This window comes from Acinetobacter sp. GD03645, from assembly GCF_029845285.1.
In the GTDB taxonomy this organism is placed as follows: domain Bacteria; phylum Pseudomonadota; class Gammaproteobacteria; order Pseudomonadales; family Moraxellaceae; genus Acinetobacter; species Acinetobacter corruptisaponis.
Map to the genome: position 1 here is coordinate 1 of NZ_JAOCLL010000028.1, position 22,549 is coordinate 22,549.

The 22,549-nt window shown below is 44.4% G+C and carries 18 protein-coding genes and 1 tRNA gene; 16 read left to right on the forward strand and 3 right to left on the reverse strand.

Translation table 11 applies throughout. The features are described 5' to 3' along the window. Window positions 1-82 precede the first annotated feature (82 nt). The 11 genes from N5J47_RS16825 (at window position 83) to N5J47_RS16875 (ending at window position 13,465) form a co-directional block, all read left to right on the forward strand. Window positions 83-158: transfer RNA gene (locus tag N5J47_RS16825), tRNA-Trp, on the forward strand. Window positions 159-234: 76 nt separating this feature from the next. Continuing rightward, a complete protein-coding gene (gene secE / locus N5J47_RS16830; protein ID WP_267981522.1) occupies window positions 235-675 on the forward strand; it encodes a preprotein translocase subunit SecE in 441 nt (146 codons plus the stop codon). A gap of 7 nt (window positions 676-682) precedes the next feature. Further along, a complete protein-coding gene (gene nusG, locus N5J47_RS16835) occupies window positions 683-1,216 on the forward strand; it encodes a transcription termination/antitermination protein NusG (RefSeq protein ID WP_241335825.1) in 534 nt (177 codons plus the stop codon). 112 nt (window positions 1,217-1,328) lie between these two features. Next, window positions 1,329-1,757 carry a 50S ribosomal protein L11 gene (gene rplK / locus N5J47_RS16840; RefSeq protein WP_004637639.1) on the forward strand — a complete coding sequence of 143 codons (429 nt, stop codon included), beginning with the start codon at window positions 1,329-1,331 and terminating at the stop codon, window positions 1,755-1,757. Window positions 1,758-1,760: 3 nt separating this feature from the next. After that, on the forward strand, window positions 1,761-2,456 hold the full coding sequence (rplA, locus tag N5J47_RS16845; RefSeq protein WP_279961147.1) for a 50S ribosomal protein L1: 696 nt from the start codon (window positions 1,761-1,763) through the stop codon (window positions 2,454-2,456). A gap of 248 nt (window positions 2,457-2,704) precedes the next feature. Beyond that, the gene (gene rplJ, locus N5J47_RS16850; protein WP_005163057.1) at window positions 2,705-3,211 is read left to right on the forward strand and encodes a 50S ribosomal protein L10; all 507 of its coding nucleotides are present in this window, start codon (window positions 2,705-2,707) and stop codon (window positions 3,209-3,211) included. 42 nt (window positions 3,212-3,253) lie between these two features. Further along, a complete protein-coding gene (gene rplL / locus N5J47_RS16855; RefSeq protein ID WP_087543097.1) occupies window positions 3,254-3,622 on the forward strand; it encodes a 50S ribosomal protein L7/L12 in 369 nt (122 codons plus the stop codon). A 311-nt stretch (window positions 3,623-3,933) separates the two neighbouring features. Continuing rightward, entirely contained in the window at window positions 3,934-8,022 is a 4,089-nt protein-coding gene (rpoB, locus tag N5J47_RS16860) for a DNA-directed RNA polymerase subunit beta (protein ID WP_279961148.1), read from the forward strand. A 130-nt stretch (window positions 8,023-8,152) separates the two neighbouring features. Further along, window positions 8,153-12,346, forward strand: a complete 4,194-nt coding sequence (rpoC, locus tag N5J47_RS16865) for a DNA-directed RNA polymerase subunit beta' (protein ID WP_279961149.1) — start codon at window positions 8,153-8,155, stop codon at window positions 12,344-12,346. Between the two features lie 163 nt (window positions 12,347-12,509). Next, entirely contained in the window at window positions 12,510-12,875 is a 366-nt protein-coding gene (locus tag N5J47_RS16870; protein ID WP_279961150.1) for a DNA transfer protein p32, read from the forward strand. A 230-nt stretch (window positions 12,876-13,105) separates the two neighbouring features. Then, window positions 13,106-13,465 carry a YMGG-like glycine zipper-containing protein gene (locus N5J47_RS16875; protein ID WP_279961151.1) on the forward strand — a complete coding sequence of 120 codons (360 nt, stop codon included), beginning with the start codon at window positions 13,106-13,108 and terminating at the stop codon, window positions 13,463-13,465. 66 nt (window positions 13,466-13,531) lie between these two features. Here N5J47_RS16875 and N5J47_RS16880 read toward each other — a convergent pair whose 3' ends face one another. Continuing rightward, the gene (locus N5J47_RS16880; RefSeq protein ID WP_279961152.1) at window positions 13,532-14,038 is read right to left on the reverse strand and encodes a DUF4442 domain-containing protein; all 507 of its coding nucleotides are present in this window, start codon (window positions 14,036-14,038) and stop codon (window positions 13,532-13,534) included. Window positions 14,039-14,131: 93 nt separating this feature from the next. On the opposite strand from N5J47_RS16880, the gene N5J47_RS16885 reads away from it, so the two are divergent. From N5J47_RS16885 to htpG, 5 genes are all read left to right on the forward strand, one after another. Beyond that, entirely contained in the window at window positions 14,132-15,007 is an 876-nt protein-coding gene (locus tag N5J47_RS16885; protein ID WP_267981514.1) for an alpha/beta fold hydrolase, read from the forward strand. Window positions 15,008-15,128: 121 nt separating this feature from the next. After that, window positions 15,129-16,550 carry a Na+/H+ antiporter NhaC family protein gene (locus N5J47_RS16890; protein WP_279961153.1) on the forward strand — a complete coding sequence of 474 codons (1,422 nt, stop codon included), beginning with the start codon at window positions 15,129-15,131 and terminating at the stop codon, window positions 16,548-16,550. A 499-nt stretch (window positions 16,551-17,049) separates the two neighbouring features. Next, entirely contained in the window at window positions 17,050-17,652 is a 603-nt protein-coding gene (locus N5J47_RS16895; RefSeq protein WP_267981512.1) for an OmpW family outer membrane protein, read from the forward strand. 136 nt (window positions 17,653-17,788) lie between these two features. Continuing rightward, window positions 17,789-18,136, forward strand: a complete 348-nt coding sequence (locus N5J47_RS16900) for a hypothetical protein (RefSeq protein WP_279961154.1) — start codon at window positions 17,789-17,791, stop codon at window positions 18,134-18,136. Window positions 18,137-18,241: 105 nt separating this feature from the next. Then, window positions 18,242-20,161: a molecular chaperone HtpG gene (gene htpG / locus N5J47_RS16905; protein WP_279961155.1), complete on the forward strand. Its 1,920-nt coding sequence runs from the start codon at window positions 18,242-18,244 to the stop codon at window positions 20,159-20,161. Window positions 20,162-20,253: 92 nt separating this feature from the next. On the opposite strand, the gene N5J47_RS16910 is transcribed toward htpG, so the two are convergent. Both N5J47_RS16910 and N5J47_RS16915 read right to left on the reverse strand, forming a co-directional pair. Next, a complete protein-coding gene (locus N5J47_RS16910; protein ID WP_279961156.1) occupies window positions 20,254-21,138 on the reverse strand; it encodes a selenocysteine synthase in 885 nt (294 codons plus the stop codon). 135 nt (window positions 21,139-21,273) lie between these two features. Then, window positions 21,274-22,410 (reverse strand): hypothetical protein, encoded by a 1,137-nt coding sequence (locus N5J47_RS16915; protein WP_279961157.1) that lies wholly within the window; start codon window positions 22,408-22,410, stop codon window positions 21,274-21,276. Between the last annotated feature and the right edge of the window lie 139 nt (window positions 22,411-22,549).

Genomic DNA, 22,549 nt, shown 5'->3' on the forward strand with positions numbered 1-22,549 from the left:
AGGTGTTGTTGCGAAAGTAACTGCATAAGCTCCATACTGTGTTAGACTCAAATCGAAAGCTTCGGCTTTCGATTTGCATCATAGGCTAGTAGTTCAATTGGTAGAGCGTCGGTCTCCAAAACCGAATGTTGGGGGTTCGAGTCCCTCCTGGCCTGCCACTTTTTTTAAATAAAAAAGCTTGATTCTGGCTAAGTTGTCATATAATAAGTCGCGAATTCTACGACGAGTAAAAAAATGTCGAATGATAAATCGCGTGACGCATTAAGCGACGCGCCAATCCCTCAAAGAAATAATGCTGTAGAAGTTGTTGGTTCAGGTTCTCCACTGGATGCTGTCCTGTGGTTGATTGCGATTGCCTTATTGATCGGTTCAGCATTGGTGAATCAGCATTTACCTGCCTACTGGGCACCAGCAAATGATATTTGGGTGCGTATTGGGGTAATTTTGGCTTGTGTCGTGGTCGCTTTAGGTTTATTATACGCCACCCATCAAGGTAAAGGCTTTGTGCGTTTATTGCAGGATGCGCGAATTGAACTGCGTCGAGTGACCTGGCCAACAAAACAAGAGACGATCACGACATCGTGGCAAGTGCTTTTGGTTGTGATTGTTGCATCATTGGTTTTATGGTGTTTCGATTACGGGTTAGGTTGGTTTATTAAGTTAATTATCGGGTAAGAGTGCGATGAAACGTTGGTATATTATTCATGCCTATTCAGGTTTTGAAAAGCAAGTGATGCGTTCACTGAATGACCGAATCCAGCGCAGCACTGTTGCTGATAGCTTTGGTGAAGTCCTTGTTCCTACTGAAGAAGTAGTTGAAATGAAGGATGGCAAGAAGCGTAAGTCTGAGCGTAAGTTCTTTCCAGGCTATGTATTGGTCGAAATGGAAATGAATGATGATACCTGGCACATTGTAAAAGAATGTCCAAAGGTTCTTGGTTTTATCGGTGGTACACCAGAAAAGCCAGCACCCATCTCACAACGTGAAGCTGATGCGATTCTTGCGCGTGTACGTAACACTGGTGAGGCACCACGTCCTAAGACGATGTTTGAACCAGGTGAAGAATTGCTTGTTATTGATGGTCCGTTCACTGACTTTAAAGGGGTCGTGGAGGAAGTACAATACGAGAAGTCACGTTTAACGTTGACAATTAATGTATTCAATCGACCAACCCAGGTTGAACTCGAGTTTCGCCAAGTCGAAAAAACGATTTAATCTGTGTAGGTTGATAAGCGCCCGATCTGATCGGGCATTGTTGTTCTAACACTTCGGTGTTGTTTAATTTTTTGGGGAGCCTAGCGGCGTCTGTACCCAGAGGTAATTTTCAATGGCTAAGAAGATTGACGGCTATATCAAGCTGCAAGTTCCAGCTGGTAAAGCGAATCCATCTCCACCAATTGGTCCTGCTTTAGGTCAACGTGGTGTAAACATCATGGCATTCTGTAAAGAATTCAATGCTGCTACACAAAAACTTGAAGTTGGTTTGCCAATTCCTGTCGTGATCACTGTGTACAACGATAAGTCGTTCACTTTCATCATGAAAACTCCACCTGCATCTATTCTTCTCAAGAAAGCTGCTGGTATTCAAAAGGGTTCTTCTGTACCGAACAAAACCAAAGTTGGTAAGTTGACCCGTGCTCAGTTAGAAGAAATCGCGACTACTAAAGAACCAGACTTAACTGGTGCTGACTTAGACGCTCGTGTGCGTACCATTGCTGGTTCTGCACGTTCTATGGGCTTGGAAGTGGAGCTATAAGACATGGCAAAGTTAACTAAACGTCAAAAAGCCATTGCTGCTGCTGTTGAAGCAAACAAAGTTTACACTTTGGAAGAAGCGGTACAAGTTCTTAACAGCCTTCCAGCTGCGAAGTTCAAGGAATCTTTGGACATCTCTGTAAACCTTGGCGTAGACCCTCGTAAATCTGACCAGGTTGTTCGTGGTGCGACAACTTTGCCTGCGGGTACTGGTAAAACTGTGCGTGTTGCAGTGTTTGCTCAGGGCGCTGCTGCTGAAGCTGCGAAAGATGCTGGTGCGGACATCGTTGGTTTTGATGACCTTGCTGAAAGCATCCAGGGTGGAAACCTTGACTTTGACGTGGTGATTGCTGCTCCAGATGCAATGCGCGTTGTAGGTAAGCTAGGTACGATTCTTGGTCCACGTGGCTTAATGCCAAACCCTAAAGTGGGTACAGTAACGCCTGACGTTGCGAACGCGGTTAAGAATGCCAAATCTGGTCAGGCACGTTACCGTGTAGACAAAGCGGGTATCATCCACGCTGCGATTGGTCAGCTTGGCTTTAGCGAAGAAGCTGTACGTCAAAACGTTGAGACTTTAATTGCAGACTTGAAACGTTTAAAACCTGCAACCTCTAAAGGTGTATACGTTAAGAAGATCACTTTAAGCTCGACTATGGGCCCAGGTCTTACTGTTGACGTAAACAACGTTTCTAAGTAATTAGACAGAATTTTAAAGCCTCGGGCTCTTTTGTTGAAAGAGGGTCTGAGCAAACTTTGAATTGGTAAATGAATATTTATCAGCGTCAAAGACCTCAGGCGAGAAGTGTTCTTGGACACTTTTCTTAAAAATCCAGTCTGAGTAGACGTGGTGGTGTGATTTGTTCCTCCTCCACGTGTAAGTCGAAAGGCTTACGAATTGGGAGTGTGCCTGTATGGGTGCATAAATCACCGTTAGGAGGTTTTACAATGGCTCTTCTTATCGAAGGCAAAAAACAGATCGTTGCAGAAGTAAGCGAAGTTGCTTCTAAAGCGTTTTCTGTTGTTGTGGCTAACTATCAAGGTTCAAGCGTAGAGCAGTTGACACAACTTCGTGTTGAAGCTCGTAAGTTGGGTGTTACAACGCGTATCGTACGTAATACTTTGGCTAAGCGCGCATTAGAAGGTACTCAATTCGATATCTTAAATGACAACCTTGTTGGCCCAACCATTCTCGGTTTCTCAACTTCTGAAGATGACATGGGTGCAGCTGCACGCTTGTTCGAAGAATTTGCGAAAACTAACAAAGCATTTGAACTTAAAGCTGCCGCATTTGACGGTAAGGTTTATCAAGGTGCTGACGTTAGCGTAATTGCAAACCTTCCGAACCAAGAAAAAGCGCTTACTATGCTCGCGTCTGTTCTTCAAGCTCCTATTTCGAAATTGGGTCGCCTTATTACAGCGCTCAAAGAGAAAAACGAGTCAGAAGCGGCTTAATCCTATTTTCACACCATTCAATATCCATTTGGAGTTATTCTCATGGCTTTAACAAACGAAGAAATCTTAAACGCAGTTGCTGAAAAAACTGTTCTTGAACTTGTTGAATTAATCTCTGCTTTCGAAGAGAAATTTAACGTATCTGCTGCCGCTGTTGCTGTTGCTGCTGCTCCAGGCGCTGCTGCTGCTGTTGAAGAACAAACTGAATTCAACGTTGAGTTGACTTCTTTCGGCGCGAACAAAGTTGCTGTAATTAAAGCAGTTCGTGAAGCAACTGGCCTTGGTCTTAAAGAAGCGAAAGATCTTGTTGAAGGCGCTCCTGCTGTTCTTAAAGAAGGCGTTTCTAAAGAAGAAGGCGAAGAGCTTAAGAAGAAGCTTGAAGAAGCTGGTGCTACAGTTACACTTAAGTAATGCTGTAGGGAGTCGATTATTTTTGATAATCGGCTCCAAAAAATGGCTGATGGCTCTTGGGTCATCAGCCTTTTTGCGTTACAATAATCGGCTCGTTTTTTGTTAGTTTTACGGTTTTTGAACGTATTTTTTAGATAAACGATGAAATATCAAATGCTTACCAATATTTTTTTGCCTATAAAAATATTGTTAAGCGTTTTAATACCACTAAAAATTGCAGCATTTGTAAACAGTGGTGGCCATATCGGCCTGCGTAATTCTTTCCAAACCCGTTCTGCAGGCGGGATTGGTTTACTTTCCGAGGACTCCAGATGGCATACTCATATACCGAAAAGAAACGGATCCGTAAGAATTTTGGTAAATTGCCCCATGTAATGGAAGCACCGTACTTACTATCGATTCAGGTCGATTCGTACCGTACATTCCTACAAGGCGGCAAAACTCCAAAAAATCGCGAAGATATCGGTCTCCAAGCCGCATTTCGTTCAGTTTTTCCTATTGAAAGTTATTCTGGCAATGCTGCTTTAGAATTTGTTGAGTATAGCCTTGGTAAACCAGAGTTTGACGTACGTGAATGTATTTTACGTGGTTCAACTTATGCGGCACCAATGCGCGTAAAGATTCGTTTGATCATCAAGGATCGTGAAACGAAATCAATTAAAGACGTTCGTGAACAAGAAGTTTACATGGGTGAAATGCCACTCATGACCGATAACGGTACGTTCGTGATTAACGGTACTGAGCGTGTGATCGTATCTCAGTTACACCGTTCACCAGGCGTGTTCTTTGACCATGACAAGGGTAAAACCCACTCAAGCGGTAAAGTGTTGTATTCAGCACGTATCATTCCTTACCGTGGTTCATGGTTAGACTTTGAATTTGATGCAAAAGACCTGGTGTTCGTACGTATTGACCGTCGTCGTAAATTATTGGCGACTGTGATCTTACGTGCCTTGAATTATAGCAATGAACAAATCCTGAATTTGTTCTATGAAAAAGTACCTGTATATCTTGATATGGGTAGCTATCAAATTGACCTGGTTCCAGATCGCCTGCGTGGTGAAATGGCGCAATTTGATATCCTGGACAATGATGGCAAAGCAATCGTTGAACAAGGTAAACGTATTAATGCACGTCACGTACGTCAAATGGAAGCAGCTAACCTGGCGAAGCTTTCTGTACCTGATGAATATTTATATGAGCGTATTACTGCTGAAGACATTACACTGAAAAGTGGTGATGTGATTCCTGCCAATACCGTGCTTAGCCATGACATCATGGTGAAGATCGCTGAAGGTGGTGTGAAGCAGTTTAACATCCTATTCACCAACGACATCGACCGTGGTCCTTTTGTTGCAGATACATTGCGTGCGGATACCACAACAGGCCGTGAAGAAGCGCTGGTTGAAATCTATAAAGTCATGCGTCCAGGCGAGCCGCCAACGAAAGAAGCTGCTGAAAACTTATTCAACAATCTGTTCTTCTCTTCTGAGCGTTATGACCTTTCTCCAGTGGGTCGTATGAAGTTCAACCGTCGTTTGGGTCGTCCTTACGAAGTGGGTACAGATCAGAAGTCGCGTGAAGTTGAAGGTATTTTATCGCACGAAGATATCATTGATGTACTGCGTACATTGGTTGAAATCCGTAACGGTAAAGGTGAAGTCGATGATATCGACCACTTGGGTAACCGTCGTGTGCGTTCTGTGGGGGAAATGACAGAGAACCAGTTCCGTGTGGGTCTGGTTCGTGTTGAACGCGCTGTTAAAGAGCGTTTAAGCCAGGCAGAAACAGATAACCTGTCTCCGCAAGATTTGATCAACGCAAAACCAGTTGCTGCTGCAATCAAGGAATTCTTTGGTTCAAGCCAATTATCTCAGTTCATGGACCAAAACAACCCATTGTCTGAGATTACACACAAACGTCGTGTATCTGCGCTTGGTCCTGGTGGTTTGACACGTGAACGCGCGGGCTTTGAAGTACGTGACGTACATCAAACTCACTACGGTCGTGTTTGTCCAATTGAAACGCCTGAAGGTCCAAACATTGGCTTGATCAACTCGCTTTCTGTATATGCTAAAGCAAACGACTTTGGTTTCCTGGAAACACCGTATCGTAAAGTTGTAGATGGCCGTGTAACGGATGATGTTGAATATCTATCTGCAATTGAAGAAGTGGGTACTGTCATTGCACAGGCTGACTCCGCTGTTGATAAAGATGGCAACCTGACTGAAGAAATGGTTTCTGTCCGTCATCAAGGTGAATTCGTACGTATGTCGCCTGAGCGCGTCACCCATATGGACGTTTCTGCACAGCAGGTTGTTTCAGTTGCGGCATCATTGATTCCATTCCTTGAACACGATGACGCGAACCGTGCCTTGATGGGTTCGAACATGCAACGTCAGGCTGTTCCTACATTGCGTGCTGACAAGCCGCTTGTTGGTACAGGTATGGAAGCAAACGTAGCACGTGACTCAGGTGTGTGTGTAATCGCCAACCGCGGTGGTGCGATTGAATATGTTGATGCATCTCGTATCGTGATTCGTGTCAACGAAGATGAAATGATCGCGGGTGAAGCAGGTGTAGACATCTACAACCTGATCAAATATACACGTTCAAACCAGAATACCTGTATTAACCAAAATGTCATCGTGAACCTGGGCGACAAAGTTGCTCGTGGTGATATCCTGGCTGACGGTCCATCGACTGACATGGGTGAACTTGCGCTGGGTCAAAACATGCGTGTCGCGTTCATGACATGGAACGGTTATAACTATGAAGACTCGATCCTGCTTTCTGAGCGTGTACTTCAAGAAGACCGTTTGACTTCGATTCACATTCAGGAATTGTCATGTGTAGCGCGTGATACCAAGTTAGGTGCAGAAGAAATTACTGCCGATATTCCTAACGTCGGTGAAGCTGCGCTGTCTAAACTGGATGAATCAGGTATTGTTTATATCGGTGCTGAAGTGACTGCGGGTGACATCCTTGTTGGTAAGGTAACGCCTAAAGGTGAAACTCAGTTAACCCCTGAAGAAAAACTGCTTCGCGCAATCTTTGGTGAAAAAGCGGCTGACGTTAAAGATTCATCTTTACGTGTTCCATCTGGCACGAAAGGTACGGTGATCGACGTTCAGGTCTTCACACGTGATGGTCTGGAAAAAGATGAACGTGCGCAGGCAATTGAAAAAGCTCAGCTTGATGCATACCGTAAAGACTTGAAAGAAGAATACAAAATCTTCGAAGAAGCAGCACGTGAACGTATTGTTCGTTTGTTGAAAGGTCAGGAATCTAACGGTGGTGGTACAACCAAACGTGGTGACAAGCTTTCTGAAGATGTGTTGTCTGGTTTGGAATTGGTTGATCTACTTGAAATCCAGCCAAATGATGAAGCAATTGCTGAACGCTTAACTCAAATTCAGGTATTCCTGAAAGAGAAGAGCTACGAGATTGATGAGAAGTTTGCTGAGAAGAAACGTAAACTTTCCACAGGTGATGAGTTAACAACTGGCGTATTGAAAGTTGTTAAGGTTTACCTTGCAGTTAAACGTCGTATCCAGCCTGGTGACAAGATGGCGGGTCGTCACGGTAACAAGGGTGTTGTATCAAACATCCTGCCTGTTGAAGACATGCCGCATGATATCAATGGTGTACCTGTTGACATCGTACTGAATCCATTGGGCGTACCATCTCGTATGAACGTAGGTCAGATTCTTGAGACTCACTTGGGTATGGCAGCCAAAGGTTTGGGTGAGCAAATTGACAAGATGCTGCAACAGCAACGTGCGGTTGCAGAATTGCGTGTGTTCCTTGACAAGATTTACAACAAGGTGGGTGGCGAGCAGGAAGAGCTTGATAGCCTGACTGATGAAGAAGTCTTGAAACTTGCGGGCAACCTGCGTGCAGGTGTGCCTTTAGCAACCCCAGTATTTGATGGTGCAGAAGAAAGTCAGATCAAGGAATTGCTTGAACTTGCTGAATTGCCACGTTCTGGTCAAACGGTATTGTTTGATGGACGTACAGGCGAGCAGTTTGACCGTCCTGTCACTGTGGGCTACATGTACATGCTCAAATTGAACCACTTGGTTGATGACAAGATGCATGCGCGTTCAACGGGTTCTTACTCACTTGTAACTCAGCAGCCGTTGGGTGGTAAGGCACAGTTCGGTGGTCAGCGTTTCGGTGAGATGGAAGTATGGGCACTGGAAGCATACGGTGCAGCATATACCCTTCAGGAGATGCTTACTGTTAAGTCGGATGACGTTGAAGGCCGTACCCGCATCTATAAGAACATTGTAGATGGCAACCATTATATGGACCCAGGTATGCCTGAATCGTTCAACGTATTGACCAAAGAGATCCGTTCTTTAGGTATCAACATTGAACTGAAAAATGGTGACTAAGACTCTCCCTTAACCCCTCTTCACGGAGAGGGGAAAAGCCCTCCTTTTATAAAGGAGGATTTTTCAGTTAAAAAACAATATTTGTGACCCAGTCGGGTGGGCCTGGCTCCCCGACACACGGAGAAAAAAATTGAAAGACTTGCTCGATATCATGCGTAAGAAAACGGATTCAGATGGTCATACACCAGTTGAATTTGACCGTATCCGTATTGGTCTTGCGTCACCAGAGATGATTAAGTCATGGTCTCACGGTGAAGTTAAAAAGCCTGAAACCATTAACTACCGTACTTTTAAACCTGAACGTGACGGTTTGTTCTGTGCCAAGATCTTTGGTCCAGTAAAAGATTATGAATGCTTGTGTGGTAAATACAAGCGTATGAAATACAAAGGTGTCATTTGTGAAAAATGTGGCGTTGAGGTAACAACCGCCAAAGTTCGTCGTGAGCGTATGGGTCACATCGAACTTGCATCTCCAGTTGCACACATCTGGTTCCTGAAATCATTACCGAGCCGTATTGGCTTGCTTCTTGATATGACATTACGTGATATCGAGCGTGTATTGTATTTCGAATCTTATGTGGTGACTGATCCTGGTATGACCCCGTTTGAAAAGTATCAACTTTTAACGGATGAAGAATACTACAATGCACTTGAAGAACATGGTGATGAATTCACTGCGAAAATGGGTGCGGAAGCAGTTCAGGATTTGTTAAAAGACATCGACCTTGAAGCGGAAATTGCACGTTTACGTGAAGAAATTCCTCAAACAACCTCTGAGACGAAACTTAAAAAAGCGTCTAAGCGTTTGAAATTGATGGAAGCGTTCAAGGAATCAAACAACAAGCCTGAATGGATGGTGATGAATGTACTGCCAGTACTTCCACCAGACTTGCGTCCGTTGGTACCACTTGAAGGTGGTCGTTTCGCGACTTCAGACCTGAACGACCTATACCGTCGTGTGATCAACCGTAACAACCGTTTGAAGCGTCTTCTTGACCTTGCAGCGCCAGACATTATCGTACGTAACGAAAAACGTATGTTGCAGGAATCTGTAGATGCGTTGCTGGATAATGGTCGTCGTGGCCGTGCGATTACAGGTTCAAACAAACGTCCATTGAAATCTTTGGCAGACATGATCAAGGGTAAACAAGGTCGTTTCCGTCAGAACTTGCTTGGTAAACGTGTTGACTATTCTGGTCGTTCGGTGATTACCGTAGGTCCTACTTTACGTCTGCACCAGTGTGGTCTTCCAAAGAAAATGGCACTTGAACTGTTCAAGCCATTTATTTTCGCGAAACTACAAGCCTCTGGTCAGGCAACAACCATTAAAGCTGCGAAGAAAATGGTTGAGCGTGAGACACCAGAAGTTTGGGATGTTCTAGCATCTGTGATTCGTCAACATCCAGTGATGTTGAACCGTGCGCCAACTCTTCACCGTCTAGGTCTTCAGGCATTTGAACCGATCCTGATTGAAGGTAAGGCAATCCGTCTTCACCCACTCGTATGTGCCGCGTTCAACGCCGACTTCGATGGTGACCAAATGGCGGTACACGTTCCATTGACATTGGAAGCACAGCTAGAAGCACGTGCATTGATGATGTCAACCAACAACATCCTGTCACCTGCAAATGGTGAGCCGATCATTGTACCTTCTCAGGACGTGGTCCTGGGTCTTTACTACATCACCCGTGATGCGGTAAATGCCAAGGGTGAGGGCATGGTGTTTGCGGATACGCATGAAGTGAACCGTGCCTTGGCAACAGGTAAAGTGAATATTCATGCGCGTGTCAAAGTACGTGTACATCAAACCGTGATTGATGAAAATGGTCATCGTGAAAAGCAGACCATTATTGTTGATACCACCCCAGGCCGCTGCCTGTTGTGGGAAGTGGTTCCACAAGGCTTAAGCTTTGACATGATCAACCTTGAGATGACCAAGAAAAACATCTCGAAGTTAATCAACTCTTGCTATCGTAAGCTTGGTTTGAAAGACACCGTTATTTTCGCTGACCAGTTGATGTATTTGGGCTTCCGTCAAGCGACGCGTTCAGGTGTGTCCGTCGGTATGGAAGACATGCTGATTCCGCCAACCAAACAGGTCATTATTGACAAGGCGGAAACTGAGGTTCGTGAAATCGAACAACAGTTTGAGCAAGGTTTCGTAACTGCGGGTGAGCGTTATAACAAGGTTGTCGATATCTGGGCACGTACCAATGACCAGGTTGCGAAAGCGATGATGGACAACTTGTCTTATACCCTTGTGAAAAACAAGCAGGGTGAAGATGAGAAACAGAAATCATTCAACTCGATTTATATGATGTCTGACTCGGGTGCCCGTGGTAGTGCAGCGCAGATCCGTCAGCTTGCTGGTATGCGTGGCTTGATGGCGAAACCAGATGGTTCGATCATTGAGACACCAATTAAGGCAAACTTCCGTGAAGGTTTGACTGTACTTCAGTACTTCATCTCGACACACGGTGCGCGTAAAGGTTTGGCCGATACCGCATTGAAAACAGCGAACTCTGGTTATCTGACCCGTCGTCTTGTAGACGTGGCTCAAGATTTGGTTATTACTGAATCTGATTGTGGTACAGCTGGCGGCTTGGTGATGACACCATTCATTCAGGGTGGTGACGTGATTGAACCATTACGCGATCGTGTATTGGGTCGTGTAACTGCGGAAGACGTACGTCGTGCATCTGATGATGAAGTTGTACTTCCTCGTGGTACCTTAATTGACGAGAAAATCGCTGCCCAGCTTGAAGAAGCGGGTGTCGATGAAGTTAAAGTTCGTTCAGTTATTGCGTGTGAATCTACATTTGGCGTATGTGCGAAATGTTACGGCCGTGACCTTGCACGTGGTCACTTGGTGAACCCAGGTGAATCTGTTGGTGTAATGGCTGCACAGTCAATTGGTGAGCCAGGTACACAGTTAACCATGCGTACGTTCCACGTGGGGGGTGCTGCGAGCCGAACCTCTGCTGCGAACAGTGTTCAAGTCCGTAACAAAGGTACTGTACGTTTCCACAACGTGAAAACTGTACAACATGCCAAAGGTCACTTGGTATCCGTTTCACGTTCAGGTGAAATTGGTATTGCGGATGACTTGGGACGTGAGCGCGAGCGTTATAAACTTCCTTACGGTGCAAGCATCTTGTTGAAAGATGGTGAATCTGTGGAAGCTGGTGGTATCGTGGCGACTTGGGATCCACATACACATCCACTCGTTACCGAAGTTGCAGGTAAGGCACGTTTCAGCCAGATCGCTGATGGTGTAACTGCAACCTCTAAGACAGATGATGCAACAGGTATGACCACTGTTGAAATCTTGCCTGTAACAGCACGTCCTGCTTCTGGTAAAGATTTACGTCCTGCAATCGTGTTGGATACAACTGATGGCGGCGAACAGTTCTACTTCCTACCACAAAACACCATCGTTACGGTGCGTGATGGTGAAACGATTGGTGTGGGTGATGTCATTGGTCGTGTACCACAGGAATCTTCACGTACCCGTGACATTACGGGTGGTCTGCCACGCGTAGCTGACTTGTTCGAAGCACGTAAACCGAAAGAACATGCGATCTTGGCAGAAGTGTCTGGTATCGTGAGCTTCGGTAAAGAGACCAAAGGTAAGAACCGTTTAGTGATCACACCAGATGATGGTTCTGAGATCTATGAAGAATTGATTCCAAAATGGCGTCAAATCAACGTGTTCGAAGGTGAGCATGTCAACCGTGGTGAGACTATTTCTGATGGTCCACAAAACCCACACGACATCTTACGCTTGAAAGGCGAAGTGGCATTGACCAACTACATCGTGAACGAAGTTCAGGACGTTTACCGTCTGCAAGGTGTAAAAATCAACGATAAGCACATTGAAGTCGTGGTACGTCAAATGTTGCGTAAAGTTGATATCACTGATGGTGGTGACACAAGCTTCATCAAGGGCGAGCAAGTGGATTACATCCGTGTTGTTCAGGAGAACCAGGCTGTCTTGGCTCAGAACAAGTTCCCTGCGAAGTTTGAACGTCAGTTGATGGGTATCACCAAAGCATCGCTTTCTACTGACTCGTTTATCTCTGCTGCATCGTTCCAGGAAACAACCCGTGTGTTAACTGAAGCGGCTGTAACAGGTAAAGAAGATGACTTACGTGGCTTGAAAGAAAACGTTGTTGTGGGTCGTTTGATCCCAGCGGGTACAGGTCTTGCATATCACCTAGAGCGTCGTCGTCAGGAAGCGGAAGCTGCTGAATTTGAACTTCACAACGATTTCAGTGAAGTTGATCAGGCATTTAGTCAAGCGTTGAACTCAGACCAGTTCTAAGTTCCAGCAAATCAAAGAAGGCACCTTGCGGTGCCTTTTTTGTCGAAAAAACAAGCAAATGTTACAAAAACACATTACAGCATCAGCACTTGATTACTTAATCAAGGTAAATGCTTCATGAAAGCAGTCTATGCTACGTTCAATTGAGAGAGGAGAAGTTCTAATGAAAAAAATGATGATGATTGCGGGTGTTGGTCTAATGTCAACCACATTGTTTGTGGGTTGCCAAAATGTAAGTCCAGAAAATAAGCGTATTGGTTCAGCTGCCATTGGTGGTGGTGCAGGTGGTGCTGTCGGAAAAGGTTTAGGCGGTAATATTGGCGCTGGACTTGGTGCGGCGATTGGTGCTGGTGTTGCTGCCAATGCAAAAGGTGCGAATAGTAAAAACACCAGAAACAGTGCGATTGGTGCTGGTGTGGGTGCGGCTCTGGGTGGTGCGGTCCTGGGGGGAGAGGCTGGTGCTGCGGTAGGTGGCGCACTGGGCGGTAGTGCTGGCGCAGCGTATGGTGAGAAAAAAGGCAAATACTAAATACTAGAATTTAGAAGTACGCCAAGTATTGTTTAAAAATTAGGAAGAAGCCCTTGTCTAGGATAAGGGCTTCTTTTTGTCATTTAAAGCGTCAATTTAATGATGATAAAAAATGGATAGTCTTTACAAAACATTAATCGATTGGGACATTCTAATAACACAATAAGATCAAACTCCACATAAAAGAAGATTATGCTTTTTAGTAGAACCGAACAGGAGTGAGCATAGTCATGAAAAAAACAATGGGTTTAGTTTCTACTTTGATGTTATCAGCAGTGATGTTTACAGGCTGCCAGAATATGACCCCATCTGACCAGCGTATTGGTGCGGCGGCGCTTGGTGGTGCTGTCGGTGGTGGTGTAGGTAACCATGTGGGTGGTGGCCTTGGTGCAGGCGTTGGTGCGGCAGCGGGCGCAGGTGTGGGTGCAAACGCCAAGGGTGGCAGCAGCAACTCAACCACAAGCAGTGCCATTGGTGCAGGTATTGGTTCCGTAATCGGTAAATCAATCTTTGGTGGTGATTCTGGTGCTGCGATTGGTGGCGCAATCGGTGGTGGTGCTGGTGCAGCCATTCAGGAGAAGAAAAAATAAGTTTTATCTGATTGATTTAAAAATGCCTGCAACTGATTGCAGGCATTTTATTTGAAAAAAGACGGGTTAAGAGCTGGCTTTGGGTTTCTTACGACGGATGTATAAAACCTTTTCAACTTCTGCAATTCGCGTTCCCGCATCATCCACAATATTCAATGTATAGTTTCGAAACACAGATTCATGATTTTCAGCCAGTTGCTTAATTTCCGCAATTTCAGTGGCACTGAGCTGTATATCCGCATAGACGGTGCTGCGACCTGGTGACAGGAAATTAATCGAGGCACTTTTATCCCACACAATGTATTTATGGCCTAAATGGTGCATCAGGATCAGCATATAAAATGGGTCAACCATTGAATATAAACTGCCACCAAAATGTGTCCCAACAATGTTACGGTTTTTTCGGGTGAGCGGCATTTTGACACGGATGTGGTAATTGTCCAGATCAATGGTTTCAATTGCGATTCCTGCACCACGGTAAGGGGAGTAGTGGTTGATCATAAATTTGGAAACCACAGGAATGGTTCGAATTTTTTTGAAAATGTCTTTCATGGTCAATTTTTTTTCTTGCAACTCTATTCATACTCCATAAGTATCATTTTTATTGTATCGCTGGCAATGGCTGTTTTATGACCATGCCGACTGAAAACAAAATGGGAAGGAATTATGCAAGTACAAGTAAAAACCGTCACCACATCTGATCAGCAAACACTTTGTGTCAAAACATGGGGTGATGAGAAAAAGACACCATTGGTGCTGGTACATGGCTATCCAGACAATCAGGAAGTATGGGAACCGATTATTGAGAAGTTGGTAAATGACTATTTTGTCGTGACCTACGATGTTCGTGGTGCAGGGCTATCTTCCATTCCTAAACGCATCAAGGATTATCGTTTACCACGTTTATCGCTGGATTTGCAGGAAGTGGTTGATCAGGTTCTGCCAAACCGTAGTTTCCATATGGCAGCGCATGACTGGGGTTCTCTACAGTCTTGGGAATCGGCAACTGAGCCAAAATTAAAAGGTCGCTTATTGTCCTATACCACCATTTCAGGACCTTGTCTGGACCACGCCTCTCTGTATCTACGTGAGAAATTTAAGTCTGCTCCAAGCAATGTCTTGAAGATGCTGACTAAATCATGGTACATCGGTGCATTCCATTTACCATTGCTTGCACCAACAGTATGGACATTCTTTAGTCCAGAGAAATGGGGCAAGATTTTAAGTGGTCTGGAGAAAAAACAGGATCTACCATTGAATGCCAATATTGTGGCGGATGGTAAATATGGAATTAACCTGTACCGTGCCAACTTTATTCCATCCTTGACCCAGCCACGCCAGCGTTATGCACAGTGTCCTGTACAGGCAATTGTGTTAAAGCGCGACGCGTTTGTCAGTCCTGAATACATTACGGAATCCATGCCAAAATGGGTGGAGAAGTTTGAATATACCGAGCTGGATGCCAATCACTGGGCAGTACTCAGCCAGCCAGAAAAGATTGCTGAACTGATCCGTCAATTTATCCAGCGTCAGGCGGCCTAAGGCTTTAGCGCATTATTCAGAATAAAAATCACATAAGAACGATCACAATTCGGCGATATTTTCAGCTAGGTTTTCATGAATCTGCTAGAATATCGCCTTTTCTTTGCTCCTGAATTTTTTCATGAATGCTGTCGTCATTGCGATTGCCGTGATGTTTATCCTGTCACTGGCACGCGTTTCTGTTGTTCTCACATTGGTGGTCTCTGCCATTATTGGCGGTCTGGTCGCAGGTCTAAGCCTTTCTCAAACGGTCGAAGCCTTTAATGCAGGGCTGGGGGATGGTGCTGAAGTTGCCTTGGCCTATGCTGTGCTCGGTGCTTTTGCCTTGGCGCTTTCAAAATCAGGACTGCCTGATTTACTTGCCCATAAACTGATTGGTTTATTAGGCATGGAGGCGGGGAAAAGTCAGGAAAAAAAGGTGAAATATCTTTTATTGACCATTTTACTGATCGCAGCCATTTTCTCCCAGAACCTGATCCCCGTGCATATCGCCTTTATTCCAGTATTGGTGCCGCCATTATTAAAGGTGATGAACCACCTAAAGCTGGATCGACGGGCGGCGGCGTGTGTACTGACGCTGGGTCTGGTTGGGACCTATATTTTCCTGCCAGTCGGTTTTGGTGCGATTTTCCTTGAACAGATTCTGATGGGAAATATCAACAAGATTGGTGCGGCCTATGGGCTGCATGTCGAGCGTGGCATGATGCCATTGGGGATGGTAATTCCTGTGCTGGGCATGGTGATCGGTACGTTGGTGGCGGTGTTTATCAGCTATCGCAAGCCCCGCGACTATATTGACCGCTCAATCACCCCTGTCACCACCATTGACCTGGACAAGCCACTTCGGGCAACTGCACAGTCGGATTATGACTTGAAAGCGGATGCTGAAGAACTCAGGCATGAAGCAGAAAATGTACCTTATATCTCGAAGAAAACCATGTTGATGGCCCTGCTTGCCATCGCCTTAACCCTGGTGGCACAGTTGTATTCGGGTTCAATGATTCTAGGCGGTCTGGTTGGCTTTGCGGTGCTGTCGGCATCTGGCATTTTTAAATGGCAGGATGCTGATGATGTGTTTGTACAGGGCATGCGTATGATGGCGCTGGTGGGCTTCATCATGATTTCGGCGGCGGGTTTTGCCTCAGTGATGACCCACACTGGTGATATTAACCATTTGGTGAATGGCGTGGTGCACATCATTGGTGACAATCATGCATTGGCTGCATTCCTGATGCTGTTTATTGGTCTGTTTGTCACCATTGGCATTGGTTCTTCGTTCTCAAGTGTGCCTGTGCTGGCAGTGATTTATGTGCCTTTGTGTGTACAGTTTGGTTTCTCGCCTTTGGCCACCATTGCGCTGATTGGAACAGCGGCGGCACTGGGGGACGCGGGTTCACCTGCCTCTGATTCAACCTTGGGGCCAACGGCTGGTTTGGGGGTTGATGGTCAACATGATCACATTTGGGATACCGTTGTGCCAACATTTATACACTTTAATATCCCGCTGCTCATTTTTGGCTGGATTGCCGCAATGGTTTTATAATGAATAGAGAATGGTTCCATAAGGAACCATTTTTTATATTAAGAAATAATAAAATATCACTTATATTAAATACAATAATTATGTTTATTAAATAATAACTATATTTATTTTAAACCACCTTAATATGAATAATTGCTATTTATTTATCATGGAAGAAATAAAGTGACATTTTTTGTCTTTTATTGCTGTTTATTATATTAAGTTCTCATTTTATTTTGTAATAAAACTAAATTTATTTAGTGTATACTTTAAAAGATTTATTTTAAATATATCTTTAAGCTGGTTAATTCTGATAAAAATACTTGGTTTTCAATTGGTTAATCCTAGTAAATTAGTTTGATTTATAAATAATTACATATCTTTACAAATTTATATTGTTGTTAATCAGATGTTTGTAAAAATAATTAAATTGGTCGGAATTAATATGTATTGCATAAAATAAAAAGACATGATTATTATTAAATACAAGTTGAAATTTTGATTAAAGAGGTTTTTTTAAATGCTAAAAAAATTATTAGTTATTACATTATTGGGGTTGTCTTCAACTGCATTTGCTGGCGGTTTTCAGGTTAAGGTGGGTGGCAGTGTAATTTCACCCACAGATGAGACAAAAATCACTGGACTAGGAACTTTAAAAGCAGATTATGAATATGCATTTACCCCATCGGTAGAATATTTTCTGGGTGATACGCCATTTTCTGCGGAAATCTTGCTGGCAACTCCAATCTCACATGATGTGAGTCTGGATGGCACCAAGGTGGCAAAGCTTAAACATTTACCACCGACCATCACTGCAAAATATAACTTTAAAAATGCAACTGGTTTTACGCCATATATTGGGGTAGGTGGTACAGCTTTTGTGGCATGGGATGAGAAAGGTGTCGGTCCTTTGGCTGGGGATAAGGTAAAAGTAAAAGAAGACTTTGGTTTTGCTGGGCAGTTGGGTTTTACTTTCCAACCTGCCGATGCGAAAAACTGGGGTGTGTTCTTTGATGCGCGTTATGCACAGCTCAGCCCAGAAGTAAAAATAAATGGTACCAAACTCACCGATTTGGATATTAATCCAATGGTATACACACTGGGCTATAGTTATAAATTCTAAACCCAGCATTTACATGAAGAGCCTCGCAGTTACGCGAGGCTTTTTTATTTTGCAATTTGGCTATAAAACAGATACAGGTTGAAAACATGGAGTTTTGTATGCTGGAAATAATTTAAAGTCATGTGGATTAAAGTGTATGAACAAACTGCTGGCCTATGGAGTATTGGTTTCCTTAATGGCCTTGCCACAGGCACATGCGGCAAGTTTTTCCTGTAAAGCCGCCAAATTAAAAGCTGAACAGCAAATCTGCCAGAATATTGGACTGAATGATGCTGATGTAAAACTGGCAACCACCTATCAGATTATCCTGCATGCATTGCCAATGGGCGGGCGGGATGCAGAAAAGGATAAGCAGTTCCAGTGGTTAAAGCAGCGTAACTCCTGTGGGGCCAATACACCATGCCTGAAACGTGCCTATGCACAGCGACAGTTGCAGCTTGACCAGTTGTTGCAGGATCGCGTGCTGAGTCACGGGCCATTTTAATGGTGGGCGCGTATAAAAAAATTTAGTCCTAAGGATTGAAAAATCATGGAAATACTCCATTCATAAATCATTCTAAATTTAAGCCTCACAAATAAGGAGTGATTTATGAGTGAACAAGCCTCAAAAAATTATAGTTTCCAAGCTGAAGTTGCTCAGTTATTGCATTTGGTGACGCATTCCCTCTATTCCAATCCTGAAATTTTCCTGCGTGAATTGATTTCCAATGCATCGGATGCCTGCGATAAGCTGCGTTTTGAGGGGATCAACCATCCTGAATATTATGAAAATGATCCAGACCTGCATGTTCGTGTCATTCTGGATAAAGACAACAAGACCTTGACCATTTCAGATAATGGTATTGGTTTAAGCCAGCAGGAAGCGATTGACAACCTTGGTACCATTGCAAAGTCAGGCACCAAGGACTTTATGTCCAAACTGACAGGTGACCAGAAAGCCGATGCGCAACTGATTGGCCAGTTTGGTGTGGGTTTCTATTCAGGCTTTATTGTTGCCGATAAAATCACGGTGGAGTCCCGTCGTGCGGGGCTGGATGCAGCCGAGGGTGTGCGCTGGATCAGTGGCGGTACAGGCGAGTTTGAAGTTCAGCAAATTGATAAAGTGAGCCGTGGTAGCGACATCATTCTGCATTTACGTGATGATGCACTTGATTATCTTGAATCGTGGAAAGTCAAACAGATCATCAACAAATATTCAGACCATATTAGCCTGCCAATCCAGATGCAAAAAGAGGTCTGGCAAGAGGAAGAGGTTGCCGAGGGTGAAGAGCCTAAAGGCGGCCAGATGGTCAAAACCGATGAATGGGAAGCAATTAACTCGGCCAGTGCGTTGTGGACTCGTAGCAAGAGCGAGATTACTGACGAACAGTATATTGAGTTCTATAAAAACCTCAGTCATGACTTTGCTGAACCATTGGCATGGGCACACAACCGTGTTGAGGGCAGTACCGAATATACCCAGTTGCTGTATATCCCAAGTCAGGCGAAGCAGGATTTATTTACCCGTGAGGCAAAGGCGGGTATCAAGCTCTATGTAAAACGTGTGTTCATCATGGATGAGGCGGACAATCTAATTCCAAACTATTTACGTTTCGTTCAGGGCGTGGTGGACAGTGCCGATTTACCGCTGAATGTTAGCCGTGAATTGTTGCAGGAAAGCCGTGATGTGAAGACCATTCGTGAGGGCAATGCCCGCCGTGTTCTGACCCTGTTGGATGGCTTGGCAAAATCGGAAGATGAGAAAGATCAGGAAAAATTCAAAACGTTCTACACTGAATTTGGTTCAGTGTTAAAAGAAGGTTTGGGTGAAGATACGGGTAACCGTGAGCGTATCTTAAAGCTGTTACGTTATGCGACATCCACCAATGATGAAATCTCAACCTCTTTGGCTGACTATAAAGCCCGCATGAAAGAGGGGCAGAAAGCCATTTATTATGTGACAGCGGATAACTTAACCGCCGCGAAAAATTCACCACAGCTTGAAGTGTTCAAGAAGAAAGGCATCGAAGTGTTACTCATGGCAGACCGTGTCGATGAGTGGGCAATGAATTTTGTCTTTGAATTTGATGGTACGCCATTACAGAACGTGTCTAAAGGTGCTGTGGATTTAGGTGATCTACAGGATGCAGATGAGAAAAAGGCGCTTGAGGAGGCGGCTGAACAGTTTAAACCTGTGGTGGAGCGTTTAAGCACTTCATTGAAAGACAAAACCAAGGAAGTCCGTGTGACCACCCGTTTGGTTGACTCACCTGCATGTTTGGTCACTAGTGAGGGCGAACTCTCTCCACAGTTGATCCGTATGCTGAAACAGGCAGGTCAGGCGGTTCCTGAAAGCAAGCCAACTCTGGAAATTAACCCTGAACATCCATTGGTGAAAAAACTGGAAAGCTCAGCACAGTTTGATGACCTTGCCAATGTGATTTTTGATCAGGCGGTGATTGCCGAGGGTGGCTTGCCAGAAGACCCAGCGGCTTATGTCAAACGCATCAATAGCCTGTTGTTGAAGTAAGCCCTTAAATAATAAAAAACCTCTGATCCGTCAGAGGTTTTTTGTCTCTATGGATAACATTAAAGTTATCCACAGTTGTGCTGATATTTTCATCAGAAATGCATCTCAAAGGACATTTGATAGTTGAAATGATTGTCTTGTTTATCGGATGGAATATTTAAATAATTAATGTCGTTTTGCATAAAGATCCAGTTACGCCAGACGGGGCGTTTCCAGGAAAAGTAAGGTCCCCATTCATTGACGCGCAGCTCCCTGTTTTCATAGTCACCCGTACTAAAAACACCATAGCTAATATTGTTTTTGGACAGCAGCGATAGTTTCTGGAACGTACGGTTACTCCATGTATATTCTTCATTCTGGCTTTTAGAGACATTCAACTGGGTTGAAAACAGGCTGTGATATTTAAGCTGCTGGGTTAAATCCAGATTGGTTTCCGCATAGTTCTTGCTGCTTGAACCATAGCGGAAGATTTGTGCGGTATCCAGATGTATACCTGAGGCCAAGGCCCAGTTCTTCTTTGCTAAAAACTGGACATAAATATCTGTGTCAGAATTTGTGCCTAGATCAAGATCGTTGTTAAAGGGTAGCAAGCCTGAAAGGGTTGACCAGCCTGCACTGATCGGATTTGCTGTGGCTATGGTTTTATGCGCATTATGCTTGGTGTTTTTTCCCAGTTTTTTTATGGTTTGGGGCTGTTGTGCGCGTTGCCACAATGAATCGTCGCCAAACACCTGCATGAGTTCCTGTCTGAGTTGTTCATCACCTGATTCATTGTTGGAATCTACGGGCGTGGTGCAGGTTAAGGTGTGGATTAGGTGGTGTTGGCGTTGAAAAGAGTGTTTAGTGATGGAAATGGGTGAGTGAACCACATGTCTGTTTAAGGATAAAAATATGGGAAAGAATGGGCTGAGTAGATAACCCAGACATAGGTTGCCAACAATCAAGAAATACACAGGCAAGGCGTATTGTTGATTCATGCTGAAATAAAGAAAAATAAAAGAGGATAAATATAGTAATCAAAGCTTAAACCTATATTTATTAAGGAAAGAATTTTTACAAATAAAAAAGCCCAATCGCTATGTTGATTGGGCTTCTGTCTGGTTTAGCTGTGTTTAAAACAGGGTTTCAAGACGAATGAATGTGCTAACATAATGGCTACGGTCTTCGCGGTGGTCATTGAAGTAGTTCAGGTCGCCCTGCACATAGAACCATTCGCGCCATAGGGGCTGACGCCATGAAACAAAAGGCCCCCAGCTATTGAGGCGTAGGTTGTTGTCATTGTAGTAACCACCAGTATAAATGCCATAGTTGAAATTGTTGTGGGCAAAAAATTGATGCTGGCGGAATGTCCTGTTTTCCCAGGTCAGGTCATCATCCTGTTCATCGGCATAGATCAGGCTAAACTGGTTGGATAAAAAAGGCTGGTTAGGACGTGCGTGGACCAGCTCCAGATTGGTGCGCAGGTAGTTTTCACTGTCACTGCCATAACGATAAATCTGTTCGGCGTTGAAATGGAAGTCATTGCGTAGGGTCCAGTTTTTTTCAGCCCTTAAGCGTAGGTAGACATCATCACCTGAACGGATACCAATATCGGCATCGGTCTCAAAAGGTAGTCGCTTGGAGAAATTTGAAAAACGTAGCGCAATAGAGCCATTGTTATCCCGTGCCTGTTTGGAATCAAGCCTTTTGCTGGAATCCTGATTCGGTTGATTGTTGATATTGGCAATATTGTTGTCAAACTCATCGTCCAGCGTATCATCACCGAAGACCAGACTCAGCCGTTTCTCCAGAGTGGGGAGTTTAATCTTCCCCCGAATACGGGGTTTCACTTCGTAATTGTCGTATTCATTCCAGTAGTTGTCGAGCATAAAGCGGATGGTGGCGGAAGCGGGCTTTTCTGGGTCTACCTCCCCAAACCAGTCATCAATCTTAACTGAGGTGCGGTCAGCCCATTCGCGGATATTGCGCTGTTTTCGGTCAATCCATGTCCTGTCTTCCGTTTCCGCCGTTGGCGGCACAATCGGCTGATTGGACTGTTCAGGAAAAACAGTTGGGGCCGCATCCACCCATTTTGGAATATAGTCCAGAAAATTTTCAGATGTCGCCGCTTCCGTCTGTGGAGGTTGGGGCTGCGGTGGATTCTGTGGCTCAGTGTTTGACGCCGCATAGACCATGCTGGCTGAACCTAGAGAGCACGCCATAAAGCTATAAAATAAAGGTCGTGACACTGTTTTTGGGAAAATCATCATAATGCAGGCTTATATATTGTTCTTGACTCCACTCTTGATGATTTACTGAATAAAATCAAGTGATAGACACAAAAAGTAGTCATATCAACAAAGCTTGTTGACACTTGGTTGGAGGATGTTTCAGGGGTAGATGATGAAC